This is a genomic window from Achromobacter sp. 01N37 (assembly GCF_056399725.1).
The window spans coordinates 329,259-344,680 of record NZ_JBFTRX010000005.1; the positions used below are offsets into that span (position 1 = coordinate 329,259).

Annotated in this window: 13 protein-coding genes; 8 read left to right on the forward strand and 5 right to left on the reverse strand. The window is 65.8% G+C overall.

Going from position 1 to position 15,422, the window contains the following annotated elements; genetic code table 11:
- Positions 1–14: 14 nt before the first annotated feature.
- The 4 genes from AC1DSJ_RS13045 to AC1DSJ_RS13060 are packed head-to-tail and all read right to left on the reverse strand — an operon-like array spanning position 15 to position 3,023.
- Positions 15–338, reverse strand: a complete 324-nt coding sequence (locus AC1DSJ_RS13045) for a DUF3325 domain-containing protein (RefSeq protein WP_054423829.1) — start codon at positions 336–338, stop codon at positions 15–17.
- Positions 335–2,089: a PepSY-associated TM helix domain-containing protein gene (locus AC1DSJ_RS13050; RefSeq protein WP_346552314.1), complete on the reverse strand. Its 1,755-nt coding sequence runs from the start codon at positions 2,087–2,089 to the stop codon at positions 335–337. Before AC1DSJ_RS13050 ends, AC1DSJ_RS13045 begins: the two co-directional genes overlap by 4 nt.
- Positions 2,086–2,367 (reverse strand): DUF3649 domain-containing protein, encoded by a 282-nt coding sequence (locus AC1DSJ_RS13055; RefSeq protein WP_346552313.1) that lies wholly within the window; start codon positions 2,365–2,367, stop codon positions 2,086–2,088. Before AC1DSJ_RS13055 ends, AC1DSJ_RS13050 begins: the two co-directional genes overlap by 4 nt.
- A 23-nt stretch (positions 2,368–2,390) precedes the next feature.
- Positions 2,391–3,023: a DUF4198 domain-containing protein gene (locus tag AC1DSJ_RS13060; RefSeq protein ID WP_054423835.1), complete on the reverse strand. Its 633-nt coding sequence runs from the start codon at positions 3,021–3,023 to the stop codon at positions 2,391–2,393.
- A 272-nt stretch (positions 3,024–3,295) separates the two neighbouring features.
- Between AC1DSJ_RS13060 and AC1DSJ_RS13065 the strand changes: the two genes are divergently transcribed.
- The 8 genes from AC1DSJ_RS13065 (at position 3,296) to AC1DSJ_RS13100 (ending at position 12,806) form a co-directional block, all read left to right on the forward strand.
- Positions 3,296–4,210, forward strand: a complete 915-nt coding sequence (locus AC1DSJ_RS13065) for a dihydrodipicolinate synthase family protein (RefSeq protein WP_054423837.1) — start codon at positions 3,296–3,298, stop codon at positions 4,208–4,210.
- 201 nt (positions 4,211–4,411) lie between these two features.
- Positions 4,412–5,344, forward strand: coding sequence for a 4-hydroxyproline epimerase (locus tag AC1DSJ_RS13070; RefSeq protein ID WP_342066440.1), 933 nt, complete (start codon positions 4,412–4,414; stop codon positions 5,342–5,344).
- A gap of 20 nt (positions 5,345–5,364) precedes the next feature.
- On the forward strand, positions 5,365–6,573 hold the full coding sequence (locus AC1DSJ_RS13075; protein ID WP_346552312.1) for an NAD(P)/FAD-dependent oxidoreductase: 1,209 nt from the start codon (positions 5,365–5,367) through the stop codon (positions 6,571–6,573).
- On the forward strand, positions 6,570–8,180 hold the full coding sequence (locus AC1DSJ_RS13080) for an FAD-dependent oxidoreductase (protein ID WP_346552311.1): 1,611 nt from the start codon (positions 6,570–6,572) through the stop codon (positions 8,178–8,180). The genes AC1DSJ_RS13075 and AC1DSJ_RS13080 overlap by 4 nt, the downstream gene beginning before the upstream one ends.
- Positions 8,181–8,189: 9 nt before the next feature.
- Positions 8,190–8,990, forward strand: a complete 801-nt coding sequence (locus AC1DSJ_RS13085; RefSeq protein ID WP_346552310.1) for an inositol monophosphatase family protein — start codon at positions 8,190–8,192, stop codon at positions 8,988–8,990.
- 63 nt (positions 8,991–9,053) lie between these two features.
- The gene (locus AC1DSJ_RS13090; protein WP_054423850.1) at positions 9,054–10,103 is read left to right on the forward strand and encodes an ABC transporter ATP-binding protein; all 1,050 of its coding nucleotides are present in this window, start codon (positions 9,054–9,056) and stop codon (positions 10,101–10,103) included.
- Positions 10,100–11,752 carry an ABC transporter permease gene (locus AC1DSJ_RS13095; RefSeq protein ID WP_441370655.1) on the forward strand — a complete coding sequence of 551 codons (1,653 nt, stop codon included), beginning with the start codon at positions 10,100–10,102 and terminating at the stop codon, positions 11,750–11,752. Before AC1DSJ_RS13090 ends, AC1DSJ_RS13095 begins: the two co-directional genes overlap by 4 nt.
- A 34-nt stretch (positions 11,753–11,786) precedes the next feature.
- Complete coding sequence (locus AC1DSJ_RS13100; protein WP_346552309.1) at positions 11,787–12,806, forward strand: extracellular solute-binding protein; 1,020 nt, start codon at positions 11,787–11,789, stop codon at positions 12,804–12,806.
- 90 nt (positions 12,807–12,896) lie between these two features.
- Here AC1DSJ_RS13100 and AC1DSJ_RS13105 read toward each other — a convergent pair whose 3' ends face one another.
- Positions 12,897–15,356, reverse strand: a complete 2,460-nt coding sequence (locus tag AC1DSJ_RS13105) for a TonB-dependent siderophore receptor (RefSeq protein WP_441370727.1) — start codon at positions 15,354–15,356, stop codon at positions 12,897–12,899.
- Positions 15,357–15,422 lie beyond the last annotated feature (66 nt).

A 15,422-nucleotide genomic window follows, 5' to 3' on the forward strand; every position in this document is an offset into this window, starting at 1 on the left:
GCCGGCCGGCGAACTTACAGCACCGCCAAGAGCGGCGCCGCCAGGGCGCACACCCCGCCCGTGGTCAGCGCGGCGCGCGGGCGGAAGGTCAGGAACCAGATCAGCAGCAGGCCGGCAATGCTGAGGATGCCGATCCACTCGACCGTGCCGTAGCTCCAGCCCCACACCGCGGCGGACGCGCATAGCGATAAGGCCAGCGCGATCCAGCCGAACGCGCGCAACGGCACCCGATGACGCCGGGGCATGGCCCGGTCGAACAGATCTTCGTAGTGGCGGTCCATGCCCAGGCACAGGGCGGAAAACCCCGCGTAGGCCAGGCAGAAGGCGGCAAGCGTCATGGCGTATCACCTCGCGGTTCATAAACGACGGCACTGGGGGCGGACTTCGTCACGGGCGCCTCGGCAACGGGGGAAGACGGGTGCCGGGTGGAGGCGGCGGGCGCGGCGGCAGCGGCAGCGGCAGGCGCAGCGGCAGCCCCTTTTTCCGCGTGCGGCTTGGCGGCAGCGCGCGGCTTGGCGGCAGCGCGTGCCGGCTGCGTCGCAGGCGCCTTGCGGGCCCGCGCCGCCTTGCGCGCCATCCAGGCGAACAACAGCGCCGTGGCCAGGCAGGTCAGGTCAAAACCGGCCATCACCCAATCGCCCTGCGGCAGCGACACGCCCAGGTGACGCGACGTGGTCAACGCATTGACGACCGGCACCAAGGCCATCGCGGCAGCCGCCACGGCCAGCAGGTCTTGCCATTTGCGGCGTTGGAACACGAAGGCATAGACCAGCGACAGCCCCCACGCCGAAAAGAACGCGCGCACTTCCCAGAGTTGGCGGCCGGGCATCTCAGCGGGCAGCAGGCGGTTGGCCAGGAAAAATGCAGCCACGCCAAAGACCACGCCCGCGATCGTGCCTGCGTTCAGGCCATCGACCAGACGCAGCGAAAAAGCTTCGCGGGCATCGCCCGGACGCGCCTTCTGACGGCGCTTGGCGATCCAGAGCACCAGCCCCGTGCCGACCATGCCGGTGCCAGCAAGGCTGACCACAAAGTAGAACCAGCGCAACAGCGGTTCAGCGAACAAGCCCAGATGCAGGCCGATGATGGTGCCGGCCGTCTGCACGGTGCCGCTAAGGTCATCCTCGCCTTCCAGGTACTTCCCAGTCACGCCATCAAAACGCATGTACGGCGCCAAGCGCCCATAGGACACGCCATCGGCGGCGTCGCGCACCATCGTCACGGTGGCGCCGGCGTCGCCCGGGTTATTGACGGTGACGCGGCCGACGCGGCCCTGCCAGTGTTGCTGCGCCTGCTCAAGCAGCGGCGCAATCGGCAGCAGCGGGGCGGGCTGATTCAGCGGCGGCGTGACCTTGAACGATTTGAAAACGTCGTCCGTGTATTGGCGCGGATTCTCGTAGACGGCGTTGATGCCGGCCGGCATCAGCATCACCATGAACAGCATCAGGCCGCTGAAGGTGATCATCAGATGAAACGGCAGCCCCAATACCGACAGCACGTTATGGCCGTCCATCCAGGCGCGCTGCCCACCCTTTTTAGGGCGGAAGGTAAAGAAATCGGTGAATATCTTTTTGTGCGTGATGATGCCGCTGATGATCGCCACCAGCATGAACATGCCCGCGATGCTGGCCAGCCAGCGCCCCCACGGGTACGCGGTTTCCAATTCGAAATGGAAGCGGTAGAAGAACTCGCCGCCGCGTGTTTCCCGGCCTTTGACTTCCTGCCCGTTCTGATCCAGCTTCACGCGCACGAAACCGCGCTCGCCCGGCTTGGGCTTGGCAACCTGGTACAGCAGCAGCGTCAAAGGTTCGCGAGCGGTGGGCGGCGTGATGAACCAGCGCTTGGCGTCCGGCGCATTGTCATTCAGATAGCGTTGCGCCATCTCCACGGCTTGCACGGCAGGCAGGGCCTGCACCTGAATTTCCGGCTGCATCCAGCGCGTGATCTCGGGCCGGAAAAACGCGAGCGAACCCGTCAGGAACATCGCGAACAACACCCAGCCAAAAATAAGCCCCGCCCAGGTATGCAACCAGGACATGGACTGGCGCAGGCCTTCTTCGCCTTGCGCGCGGGCTTTGCCTGCCTTCATGCCACCCCCATCGTGCGGCCGGCCAGGAACAAGCCGCCCAGCACGGCGGCAGGGATCAGGATGCCCGCCCAGGCGCGCCAGGCGTTGCGCGTGGCGAACACCCAGATCACGCCACAGGCGTAGACCACGAAGGACAACATCTGCGCCGTGGTGACGGCGTCCGCCCGCCCCATGGGCAGCCAGACGGCCAGGCAAGCCGCAGCCGCCGAGGCGAGGCCATAGCCGCCCAGGATGGCCGCAGCCGCCCTGGAAAATACGGCCATTCGATAGCGCATCATGCCTGCGCCGGCTGCGGGAGCTTTCACTTGGACACGTTGAAGGTCAGGGTGGAAACGTAGCGGATCTTGGCGTAGGACTTGCCATCAGCCTCGCCCGCCTTCTCTTCGACGTGCGCGGCTTCCAGCACGTACTGGCCGGGCCACGGCGTCGTGATTTCGATGCGGCCATTTTCATCACTGTAGAAACGCTTTTCCCACTTCGGCGGGCCGAACACGGTGACTTCGGTCTTGGCCAGCGGCTTGCCTTGGAATTGCAGCACGAAGGTGTTGGCGTCTGCGGCGGTGGGGACGAGTTCCAGATCCAGCTTGCCTTGCGTATCCGCACGGCCGGCCTTGGCGCCGTACTTCACCAGCGTGTCTTTGAATTGGATGGGCTGAGCCAGGCGGACGTCGCCCTTGCCAGCGGCTGCGAATTCAACGAAGTCGGCGCCTTCGGCCGATGCCTTCAGCGTCTTGCCATCGGCTGCCGTCACCACCGGCGACACCAGGACTTTGCCCAACAAGCCATCGCGCTTTTCGCGCAGGTCATCGGCCCACTCACCAAAGTACGCCTTGGCCGGACCCTCGGCGGTGCGTTCCAACCAAACAAAGTGCGCTTGCGCGGCGCCTGCCGAGCCCAACAGGGCAATAGCGGCCAAAGTCCTTGCGAATTTCATTGTCGATTTTTCCTCATTGTGGATCTTGTGGGTCTTGTGGGTCTTGTGGGTCTTGTGGGTCTTGTCTTCAGTCCGATCACCACAACAGGCAAGCCCCGCGGCCAATGCCTGTTTGACAGGGCCTGAATTATAACCATTCTCACTAAGATCCACAGCTAAAAATTGGGGCCTGACACTTTGCGCTGGTTAACCCTCATGGCTTACCCCCTTCTCTTTAAATATATTTAACGTATATTTTGAGTTCCTAACGCCCCTTCAACCAGGAGTCCGTCATGACCCACCCTCGCTGGACTGGCATCTTTCCCGCCATCACCACCAAGTTCCACGCCGATGAACGCATCGACGCCGAAGGCACGGCCAAGCACATCGACTTCCAGATTCGCAACGGTATTCACGGCGTCGTCACCTGCGGCTCTCTGGGCGAGGCCAGCACGCTGACGCTGGAAGAAAAGCTGGAAGTCACCAAGATTGCGCTGGACGCCGCCGGCGGCCGCATCCCGGTTCTGGCCAACGTGTCCGAGACCAGCACCCGTGAAGCCCTGCGATTTATCGACGGCGCCAACAAGCTGGGCGTGGCCGGATTCATGGTCATGCCCTCGCTGATCTACGTCGCTGACGCCCGCGAAGCCATGCAGAACGTGCGCACCATGGCGGATGCCGCCCAGCAGCCCGTGATGGTCTACAACAACCCGATCGCCTATCGCGTGGACTTGAGCCCCGCGCACATGGCCGAGCTTGCCGACTGCAAATGGCTTGCGGCCGTCAAAGACAGCTCGGGCGATACCCGCCGCGTGACCGACCTGCGCAACGCCGTCGGCGACCGCTACCAGATCTTCCTGGGCGTGGACGATCTGGCCTACGAAGGGCTGGCGCTGGGATGCGATGGCCTGCTGGCCGGCGTGGGCTGCGCCTTCCCGCGCGAAACCGTGGCGCTCTATGACTTGATGAAAGCCGGCAAGCACGCGGAAGCCCTGGCGCTCTATCAATGGATGACGCCGCTGCTGCATCTGGACGTGTCCACCAAGCTCGTGCAAAACCTGAAGCTGATCGACGTGCTGGTTGGCGTCGGCACCGAACACGTTCGCCGCCCGCGCCTGCCCGTCATCGGCGAAGAGCGCGCACTGATCGAACGCGTGGTGGCACAGGCGCTGGCCACGCGTCCGGCTCAATACCAATCCGTTCCGTAAGGCATATGCGTGACATCGCCATCACGCTTCGGCCGACGTCACGCAGCTAATTGCCTAGACTGAGCCGGTCAAAGGTTGGCCGTGGCGGCTTGCCCTAGTGGTTGGCCGTGACGGCTCCCCCTGGCGGCTGACAGTCGTGGCTGGCCGTAGTCGTTGGCCATCACGGTTGGCCGTTCACTCCCTTGCAGATGAGGCGCGTCAATGAAACAGATCCGTGTCGTCGATTCCCACACGGGCGGTGAGCCCACCCGGCTGGTCGTGGCCGGTTTTCCTGCGCTGGGCGCGGGCAGCATGGCTGACCGGCAACGCCGACTGGCATCCGATCACGATGCGTGGCGCGCCGCCACCGTGCAGGAGCCCCGGGGCAGCGATGTCATCGTGGGCGCCTTGCTGTGCGAACCCGCAGACCCGGCCAACGCCGCTGGCGTCATCTTCTTCAACAACGCCGGCTACCTGGGCATGTGCGGCCACGGCACCATCGGCCTGGTCGCCACGCTTGCCTATCTGAAGCGCATCGGCCCGGGTGAACACGGCATCGAAACGCCCGTTGGCGTTGTCCGCGCCACGCTGCACGACGACGGCGCGGTCAGCGTGCGCAATGTGCCCGCGTACCGCAGGCATCACGCCGTGCGCGTCAACGTGCCGGGTTACGGCGAGGTCGTCGGCGATGTCGCCTGGGGCGGCAACTGGTTCTTCCTGATCGGCGAACACGATCAACGCGTCGCGCCCGACAACCTCGACGCCCTGACTCATTACGCACGGGCCGTACGGCTGGCCCTGGCGGCAGCGGGCATTACGGGCGCGGATGGGGCCGAAATCGACCACATCGAACTGTTCGCACCCGACCCGGCAGCCGACAGCCGCAACTTCGTGCTGTGCCCCGGCAACGCCTATGACCGCTCGCCCTGCGGCACGGGCACCAGCGCCAAGCTGGCCTGCCTGGCGGCCGATGGCAAGCTCGCTCCTGGGCAAGTCTGGCGCCAGGCCAGCGTGATTGGCAGCGTGTTCGAAGCCAGCTACGTACGCGACGGCGACCACATCATCCCCACCATTCGAGGCCGCGCCTATGTCTGCGCGGAATCCACCTTGCTGATTCCGCCGGACGATCCTTTCGGCTGGGGCATCCGGCTGTAATTCCACGACGGGGGCTTTATATGTCTCACGGTCATACAGACGTGCTGGTCATCGGCGCCGGCATCATCGGCGCGGCCTGCGCGCACGAACTGGCGCTGGCCGGCTTGTCGGTACGCGTGGTGGATGCCCGGCTGGGGGGCGCCACGCAAACCGGCATGGGGCATTTGGTCGCCATGGATGCCCACCCTGCCGAACTGGCGTTAAGCGCCGCCTCATTGGAAATCTGGCGCGAATGGGGCGCCCGCATGAACCACACGGACCCGGCATGCGCCTATACCGGTTGCGGCACGATGTGGGTGGCCGAAAGCGATCACGACATGGCAGAGGCCGAGTGCAAGCAGCGCCGCTTGCTGGAGCACGGGGTGTCCTCCACGCTGTTGAACGCACAACAACTGGCACAAGCCGAACCGGCCTTGCGCGCCGGACTCGCCGGCGCATTGCAAGTGTCCGGCGACGCGCTGATCTATGCGCCCAGTGCCGCCCGCTGGCTGCTCACGCATGCCCCTCCGTGTCTGTCTTTCGAAGCCGTTGAAGTCTGCAAGATCGACGCGCAAGGCGTGGTCCTGTCCGACGGTTCCCGGCGCACCGCCGAAGCCATCGTGCTGGCAGCGGGCATGTTGGCAAGCCGGCTGTGTGACGACCTGCCTCTGCATCCCAAGAAAGGCCATCTGGCCATCACCGACCGTTACCCCACCGGTATCCGCCATCAATTAGTTGAGCTCGGCTACACGGCCAGTACCCAGCAGCGCGAAGGCGCCGCAGTGGCCTTCAACGTGCAGCCCCGCCCCACCGGCCAATTGCTGATCGGGTCATCCCGGCAAATCGGTGAACCGCAATACGCGGCGGGGTCTGCGGTGGGTTCTGCCGTGGGGTCTGCGGCGGGTTCCGCCGCGGGTTCCGCCTCCGACACCGCCCTCACCCCCGCCGTCGAACCCGCCGTGTTGGCCAGCATGCTCCGGCGCGCGATCGGCTATCTGCCGGGCCTGTCCGGTTTGAACCTCATCCGCACCTGGACGGGCGTGCGCGCCGCCACCCCGGATGGGCTTCCGCTGATCGGCCGCCACCCTTCGCGCGACAAGCTGTGGCTGGCGGTCGGCCATGAAGGCCTGGGTGTGACCACGGCCCCCGCCACCGGCCGCCTGCTGGCCGCGCTGATGACCGGCGCGGCCACGCCGCTGGACCCCACTCCATTTGCCGCATCCCGCTCCTTCGACGAGGTCACGCCATGACGAAGACTCCGCCCGACTGCGCACGCTTGCGCATCCAGCTCGACGGCCAATCCTTGCGCGTCGCCGCGGGCAGCAGCGTCGCCGCCGCGCTCGCCCTGCGCGCACCCGGCAATTCCCGCATCTCTGTCTCGGGCGAAAAGCGTGCAGCGTTTTGCGGGATGGGCATCTGCCATGAATGCCGAGTGCTGGTCGACGGCCACTTGCGCCTGGCCTGCCAAACCCCTTGCCACGACGGTATGCGCGTCGACACCGTTCTCGACCCAACGCCCTGGGCCGGCGTACCGGATCGGGCAGCCGGCCAACACCGTACCTGCGACCTGCTCATTGTGGGCGCCGGCCCAGCCGGCATGGCGGCGGCGTTGGCGGCGGCCCCCAGCGGACGCGCCATCGTGCTGGTGGATGACAACCCCGCCGCAGGCGGACAAATCTGGCGCGACGGCCCCGCTGCCGCCCTGCCTGCCCAGGCGCAGCGCCTGCGCGAACAGCTGGCACGCCACGCCAACATCACGCTGCTATGCGGCACGCGCGTCGTGGGCCTGGCCGGCCAACCCGGACAGGCCGCGCTGCTGCTTGAAGATGCGCGCGAGGGTTGGACCCAGCATTACGACTCGCTGATTCTCTGCACCGGCGCGCGCGAATTGCTGCTGCCGTTTCCCGGCTGGACGCTGCCCGGCGTCACCGGTGCCGGTGGGTTGCAGGCGCTGGTCAAGGCCGGCACCTCGCTGCGCGGCCAGCGCATCGTCATCGCGGGGACCGGGCCGCTGCTGCTGGCCGCCGCCCGCACCGCACGCGAAGCCGGGGCCACGGTTGTACGCATTGCCGAACAGGCCGACTGGCGCGCACTCCTGCGCTTTGCAAGCGGCCTGCCGCGCTGGCCGGGCAAAGCCTTGCAAGCCATCACTCTGTTGCACCCGCAATACCGCAGCGCCAGCCATGTGCTTGAGGCCAGCGGCAACGGCCGGCTTCAGCGCGTGCGCCTGCGTCGCGCCGATGGCGAAGAACAGATCGCCTGCCACCGCCTGGCCTGCGGCTTCGGCCTGATCCCCAATACCCAACTGGGCCAGATGCTGGGATGCGAACTGGATGCGCATCAGGCGTTGCAAGTGGACGATCTGCTTCAAACCTCTGTCCCCGGCGTCTTCGCGGCGGGCGAATGCACCGGCATTGGCGGCGGCGAACGGTCGCAAATCCAGGGGGCCATCGCGGGCCACGCGGCGATTGGCGAATTGGCGCAGGCCGCACACCTTGCGCCCGACCTCGCGCGATGGCAAGGCTTTGCCAACACCGTGCGCCGGCATTTCGCGCTGCGCTCGCCCCTCTTGACGCTGGCTCGCCCCGACACGCTGATCTGCCGCTGCGAAGACGTCCCGCAATCCGCCCTGGCCGCTTGCAAGAACTGGATCGACGCCAAGCTGCACACCCGCTGCGGCATGGGCGCCTGTCAGGGGCGCGTGTGTGGCGCCGCCACGCAAGCCCTGTACGGCTGGACGCCCGCGCCGCCCAAGCACCTGCTTGCGCCCGCCCGCATCGGCACGCTGGCGGGCGTGGGCGCCAGCCTCGCTCCAGATGGCCGCCCGCCGCCTTCAAGCAGCAGCTCAACCGAATAAGGAAACCTCATGACAGACCGCCTGGCTCCCTTCATCGTCTTCGCTGAATGCCTGGCCCAAGAGGCCCGCGAACGCTTCGCGCCCTACTTGGCGACGGGGCAACACAGCGTGCCGCGCCCCGACATCAAGCCAGACCGCAGCCTTGTCACCGCGTTGGACCACGCCATTGAAGCGCATCTGCGCGCCCGCATCGAACACGCCTATCCCGACCACGGCATTTACGGCGAAGAAGGCGGCGTTGTCAGATCGGACGCCGAATACGTCTGGGTGCTTGACCCCATCGACGGCACCGCGCCCTTCCTGGCTGGCGTACCGGTATTCGGCACGCTGATCGCCCTGCTGCATCGCGGCGAACCCGTGATCGGCGTCATGGACTTCCCCTCGACCGCAGACCGCTGGGTTGGCGCCGCCGGCCAGCCCACCCGGCACCGGGGCCAGCCCTGCCACACGCGCCCGTGCGACGCCATGGGCGACGCCATGCTCAGCACCAGCAACCCCGACTTCTACGCCGCCGATGAACTGCCCGCTTTCCAAGCGCTGCGCGAGCGCACCCGCTGGCGCATCTACGGCGGCTGCTGCCTGGCATACGGGCTGCTGGCGTCCGGGCGCACCGATGTCGCCATCGACGCCAAGCTGGCGCTTTACGACTACGCGCCTTTCGTGCCGGTCATTCAAGGGGCGGGGGGCGTCATCACCGATTGGCACGGCCGCGCGCTCAGCCTGGACAACCCCGCCACGCAGATTCTGGCCGCGGGGGACCCTGCCCGTCACCGCGAAGCGCTGGGCCTGCTACGACCCGCCATGCCCTGACTCCCGCTGCTTGCCTGCTGTTGTTCGTTGATGTGCCTACTCTTGAGCCAGGAGCCGCCTGCCATGGATATCCGCATTGAAAATCTCTGCATCTCATATAGCAAACAACGCGTTATCGACGGCCTGAACCTGGCCATTCCTCCGGGTTGCTTCTTCACGTTGCTCGGCCCCAGCGGCTGCGGCAAGACCACCTTGCTGCGCACGCTGGCAGGCTTCATCCCCGTCGAATCCGGCCGCTTGTCGTTCGGCGGCAACGACGTCACGCGCGTGCCGGCGCATCAGCGCAACATCGGCATGGTGTTTCAGGACTACGCGCTCTTTCCCAACCGCAGCGTCTTTGACAACGCCGCCTACGGCCTGCGTGCCCGCAAAGTGCCGCTGGCCTTGATCAAACAAAGAGTGGCGGCCGCGCTGGACCGCGTGGGGCTGGCGCAATATGCATCGCGCTTGCCTGCCGAGCTGTCGGGCGGACAGCGTCAACGCGTGGCGCTTGCCCGCGCGCTGGTGATCCAGCCCCAAGTGCTGCTGATGGACGAGCCCCTGTCCAACCTGGACGCCAAGCTGCGCATCCAGGTGCGGCAGACCATTTCCGAGCTTCAGCGCGAAGCGGGCATCACCACCGTCTTTGTCACCCATGACCAGGAAGAAGCACTCGCCCTGTCTGACCAGATCGCCGTCATGGAGCAGGGCCGCGTGGCGCAATTAGGCACGCCGCGCGACGTCTATGGCCAGCCTGCCAGCGGCTATGTCGCCGACTTCATTGGCGCGGCCAACTTGCTCCCAGTGCAATGCGTGGCATCGGCATCAGGGTCCGTCCGCCTGGAGCTTGACGGCCACCCCGTGGCCGCCCACGCGCCCGCGCCGCTGTCCGGGCAAGCCGTGTTGGTCGCACGCCCCGAAGACATCGGCGTATCCACGCAACCCGAAGCCGGCGTGCCCGCCCGCATCCTGGCCGAACAATACCTGGGCATCAAGATGCATTACCGGGTGGAACTGCCCAGCGGGCGCGTCATGAACGTGGATGTGCATGGCGGCCAAACGTCGCCGTTGGGCCGGGGCATGCAGATCGGCTTGATGTTTGATCCGCAGAAGACACTGGTGCTTGCATCATGAAGCGCCTGATCGCCCTGCTCCGCTCGCCATGGACGTGGCTGTCCGTGGCCGTTCTGGCGATGCTGCTGGTCTTTCTGGTGTGGCCAGTGCTGAACATTCTGTCGGCCAGTGTGCTCGCCCGCGATGACGCCGGCCAGTCAGGCTGGCACATTCTGATATCCGATCCGCGATACCTGCGCGCCATCGGCAACACCTTGCTGCTGGGCGCCGGCGTCACGGTGCTTGCCGCCGGCATCGGCGTGCCGCTCGCGTATCTGACCGCGCGCCACCATTACCCTGGCAAGGCCCTGGTATCGATCTTGCCGCTCATCACGCTGGTCATCCCCGAGGTCATCGGCGCGCAAACCTGGCTGATGATTCTGGGCAACAACGGCGTGCTCACGCGTGCGCTGCGCGATGGGCTGGGGCTGGACCCGCCGTCGTTCTACGGCTGGCCGGGCCTGCTGACCGTCATGACCTTCACGTATTACGCCTACATCTACATCGGCACGCTGGCAGCCATACGCGGCTTCGATTCGCAATTGGAAGAAGCCGCGCAAAGCCTGGGAACGTCGCCGCCCGTGTCGCGGTTCAAGGTGATGGCGCCCGTCGTCATGCCCGCCATTCTGGCCAGCGCGCTGCTGGTCTTCACCATGGTCGTAGGCAACTTCGCCACGTCAATGATCCTGGGTCATCGTGTAGAGCTGCTATCGGTGCTGACGTATCAGGCGTCGGTCTCGGAAACCGGCAGCGACCCCGTCATGCAAAGCACGCTGGCGACGACATCGATCTCGCTGGTCATGCTGGCGCTGTTCCTGCAACGCTGGATCGTCTCGCGCGGGCGCTACGAAATCACGCAAGGACGCGGCGCGCCAGAGACCCCGATGCGCGGCCCGCGTGGTGCGGCCATGGCATGCGCCGCGCTGGTTGTGATGGGGATGTCGATGCTGCCGCTAGGCACGCTTGCGGTCGGCGCATTCACCCGCGCGCACGGTCCCGTGATGCGTTGGGGAGAATGGACCATCGCCCATCTGGAACGCGTGCTGGTCAATGCGCCCGCGCCTGTCGTGAACTCCATCGGCTACGCGGGCGCGGCCACCTTGATCGCCATCGCGTTCAGCACGCTGGCCAGCTATCTGATCGTCAAGAAGCGCAACTTGCTGACGCCCTGGCTGGACTACCTGAGCGCCATTCCGCTGGCGTTGTCTGGCACGGTCATCGGCATCGGCCTGCTGATGACCTTCGGCCACGGCGCGTTCGACTTGTCTGGCACGGCGTCGCTGATCGTGCTGGCCTACATCGTGCGGCGTTTGCCTTTCGGCGTACGCAATGCCTCGTCCACGCTGTTCAACCTGCCCGACTCCATTGAAGAAGCCTCGGTCAGCTTGGGGGTGCCGCCCTTCACGTCCTTTCTAAAGGTGGTGCTGCCGTTGATGGCGCCCGCCATCGCGGCCGCCGCCGTGCTGACCTGGACCACCACCGTGTCCGAACTCAGCGCATCGGTGATCGTGTATTCGCCGGGACACGAGACCTTGCCCATTCAGATTTTCCGGCTGATCGACAGCGGCCTCATGGCCCAGGCGTCGGCCTACGGGCTGGTGCTGATCACGGTGATCCTGGCGCCTGTGCTGCTGGCGACCCGGGCATTTCGCATCCGGCTCTTCGCCTGAGCCTTTCTTTCACACTCGTCTCAAGGGGAACCCCATGATCCAGCTTCCTTCTCTCAACCGCCGCCAGGTGCTCAAACTGCTGGCCGTCACGGGCGGCATCTCGGCGCTGCCCACGCGCGCCAAGGCTCAACGCAGCGAAAAGGTCGTGCTCTACACGACGCTGAACTCACAATCTGTCGACACCGCCAGCGACATCGCGCGCGACGTGCTGCCCCACGTCAAACCCAGCGCCGTCGTGGGTGGCAGCAGCCAGTTGCTCAGGCGGATTGAGGCCGAAGCCGGCCAACCCAAAGGTGACGTGTTCTGGACGTCCAGCGCCAACGTCATGCACGGTTATCGCAGCCTGTTCGAACCCTACCGTTCGCCGGAAGCCGAAGCCATACCCAGCCACCTGCACGGCCCCGATGACTTATGGACGGCGGCCAACCTGCACATCGTGGTCGGCATGGTCAACGCGCGGCAGCTCTCCGGCCCCGCCCCCGTCCGTTGGGCCGACCTGACCGACCGCCGCTTCAAGGGCAAGATCATCATCGGCGACCCGGGCAACAGCTCCACCGCCTTCACCGCGCTGTGGGGGATAGAACGCGTGCTGGGCGAAGACGGCCTGAAGGCGTTGGCGCGCAACGTCAGCGTCTCCAGCGCCGCCTCGCATGTGGTGCGCAGCGTGGGGCAAGGCGAATACGCCGTCGGCATCACCTTCGAATCCACCGCCTATCCGTATGTAGCGGGCGGCCAGAAGGAAATCAGCATCCTGTACCCCGAGGACGGCACGTTCACCGTGGCGGACAACATGGCGCTGGTGAAGAATTCCCCGAACCCGGCCGCCGCCAAACGCATGTACGACTTGCTGCTGTCGCGCGACATGCAAGTGGCGCTGCTGCAAAACGCCTACCGCCGCCCCAGCCGCAGCGACATCGACGTCAGCAAGCATCTGGACATGCCCGCGCTGGATGACGTGAAGATCGTGCCAGTGGACGAAGCCGCCGCCGCCGCCGACCGCGACGCGTTCCTGGCGCGGTGGCGGGCGCATGTGGCGGCGGCGCGCAGCGCGTAACGTTTAGCGCCAGGGCCAGCAGGCGGCCACAAATAGCACCCATAAAAAAAGCGGCCACAATGGCCGCTTTCCCGTTCCCGCGCTTTCCGTTTACCAGCGGTACCGCAGGCTGGCCTTGATAGAACGCTGATACCCGTACCAGCACCACGACTCGCCCGAGCAAGACGCGATGTATTCCTTGTCGAACAGGTTCTGTACGTTCAGCGCGACCTGCATGCCCTTCAACGTGGGCGACACGCGGCCCATGTCGTAGTCCAGCATCAGGTCAAACAGCGTTACCGACGGCACCTTCAGGGTGTTGGTTTCGTTCGCGTACGACGAGCCGATGTAGCGCACGCCACCGCCCACGCCCATGCCGGCCAGCGGGCCTTCCTGCAACTGGTAACGCGCCCACGCCGACGCTTGCTGCGACGGCACGGCGGCGGGCGTCTTGCCCTTCAGGTCCAGCCCGGCCACGCTGGGATAGGCCTTGGAGTATTCGTTGTCCATCAACGAATACGCCGCCACCAGCGTCAGGCCGCGCATCGGCTCCGTCTTGGCTTCCAGTTCAATACCCTGCGTGCGCAATTCACCAGCCTGGATCGAGCACCGCCCGGCTGCCGTACCGCACACGTGCGTCGGGTCGGGATCGGTGGTCGTCATGTTTTCGCGGCGAATATCAAAGGCCGCAAACGACAGCATCGTGGCGGTGCCAGGCGGCTGGTACTTGATGCCCACTTCATACTGCTTGCCTTCGATCGGCTTGAACGGCACGTTCTGCCAGCCCGTGCCGGATTGCGGCTCGAACGATTCCGAATAGCTGAAGTACGGCGCCACACCATTGTCGAAGTTGTAGATCACGCCCATGCGGCCCGTGAACGCTTCCGCATTCAACGACGACGGCGCGACGCGCCCTGTGGAGATGGTGGTGGTTTCACCCACCGTGCGCGACCAGTCATAGCGCCCGCCCAGCAGCACCGACAAGCGATCGATCTTGATCTGGTCCTGGAAGTACAGGCCGGTCTGATATTGCTTGGAGGTCGCATCCGACGAGAACGCCGGCACCGGAATGTTCTGATGATTATTCGGGTTCAGCACCGACAGCGCCGGGGCCGAGCCAAAGCCCGACAAGGTATCGGTCTTGACGTGCTGATAGTCAAAGCCCAGCAGCACCGTGTGTCCGAACACGCCAGTGTTGAAACGCGCCTGCATGTTGTTGTCGATCGTGAGCGCGCCCACATCCACATCGGTCGCGATCGACGCGCGCTGATGGTACAGGTACGTGTTGTCCGTGTAGCCGTAGTTGTTCGTCATCGCGCCGTAGATACTGCGGTACTTGGCCTCGGACCGCGTCCAGCGCAGGCTTTGCGTCGCCTTGAACGTGTCGTTGAAGCGGTGGTCCAGCACGTAGCCCAGCGAATAGCTCTTGCGATCGCTCTTCTCGAAATTCGCGTCGCCATCGTAATAATCAGCCGGCAGACGGATGCCGTCCGGCGCCGACAACAGCGTGCGCATTGCGGGCGCCGCGCCATACGAACCCATGTCGGGGTCGCGCTGGAAGTTCGTCAGCACCGTCAGCGACGTGTCGCCATTGGGCTTCCACGTGAACGCCGGCGACACGAAGTAGCGGCGTTCTTTCGTGTCCTTGATCTGGCCGTCGGACATATAGCCCGAGCCCACCAGGCGGTACAGGTACTTGCCCTCTTCATCCACGGGGCCGCCGAAATCGAAGTTGGCGCGGCCGTAGTCGTAGTTACCGACCTGCACTTCCACTTCGCGCAGCGTCTCGGCCAAGGGGCGCTTGCTGACCTGGTTCACCACGCCGCCCGGGCCGCCTTGCCCGTACATGACGGACGCCGGGCCCTTCAGCACATCCACGCGCTCAAGGCGGTAGGTGTCCACTTGCGGCAAGGCATCGCGCCCGCCAAATACCCGCAGGCCGTCCAGGTAGCTTGACGCGGAAAAGCCGCGCACGCTGAACTGGTCCAGACGCGTGGCGGTGGCGCCGCGCGACTCCGTCGCCACGCCCGCCGTGTAGCGCAGCACCTGGTTCAAGGTCTGCGCGCCCTGCTCCGTGATCTGTTCACGCGTCACAACGGACACCGACTGCGGCGTTTCAATCAACGGCGTATCCGTCTTGGTGGCGCTGACGCTGGCCGTGGCCACATAGCCCACCGTGGGCGCCAACGCGCTGTCCGCCATGCCGGACACCGTCACCGGCGCCAGCACATGCGTGTCACCAGACGACGTGGGCGCAGGCACGAGCGTCCAGGTGTTGCCCGACTGCCCGCGTGCTTGCAGACCGCTGCCCGACAGCAGGCGGGCAAAACCGGCGCCCACCGAGTACGCGCCATTCAGCCCGTCCGAACGCAAGCCCCGCACCATCGCGGGGTCAAACGACAGGACCACGCCCGCGCTGCGCGCGAATTGCGTCAAGGCGTCGGCCAACTGGCCAGCGGGAATTTGATACGTGCGCGACGCATTGGCGGCGGCGGCCGGTGCGGACTGCGCCCAGGCGGCGGGCATGCCCGCGGCAAGCGCGCCCGCGCACGTGGCGGCCAGCACGGCCATGCGGCCGGCGGTCAATGTGGCGCGCAGGCGCGATTGAGATGAAGCAGACACAAAACTCTCCCTGTA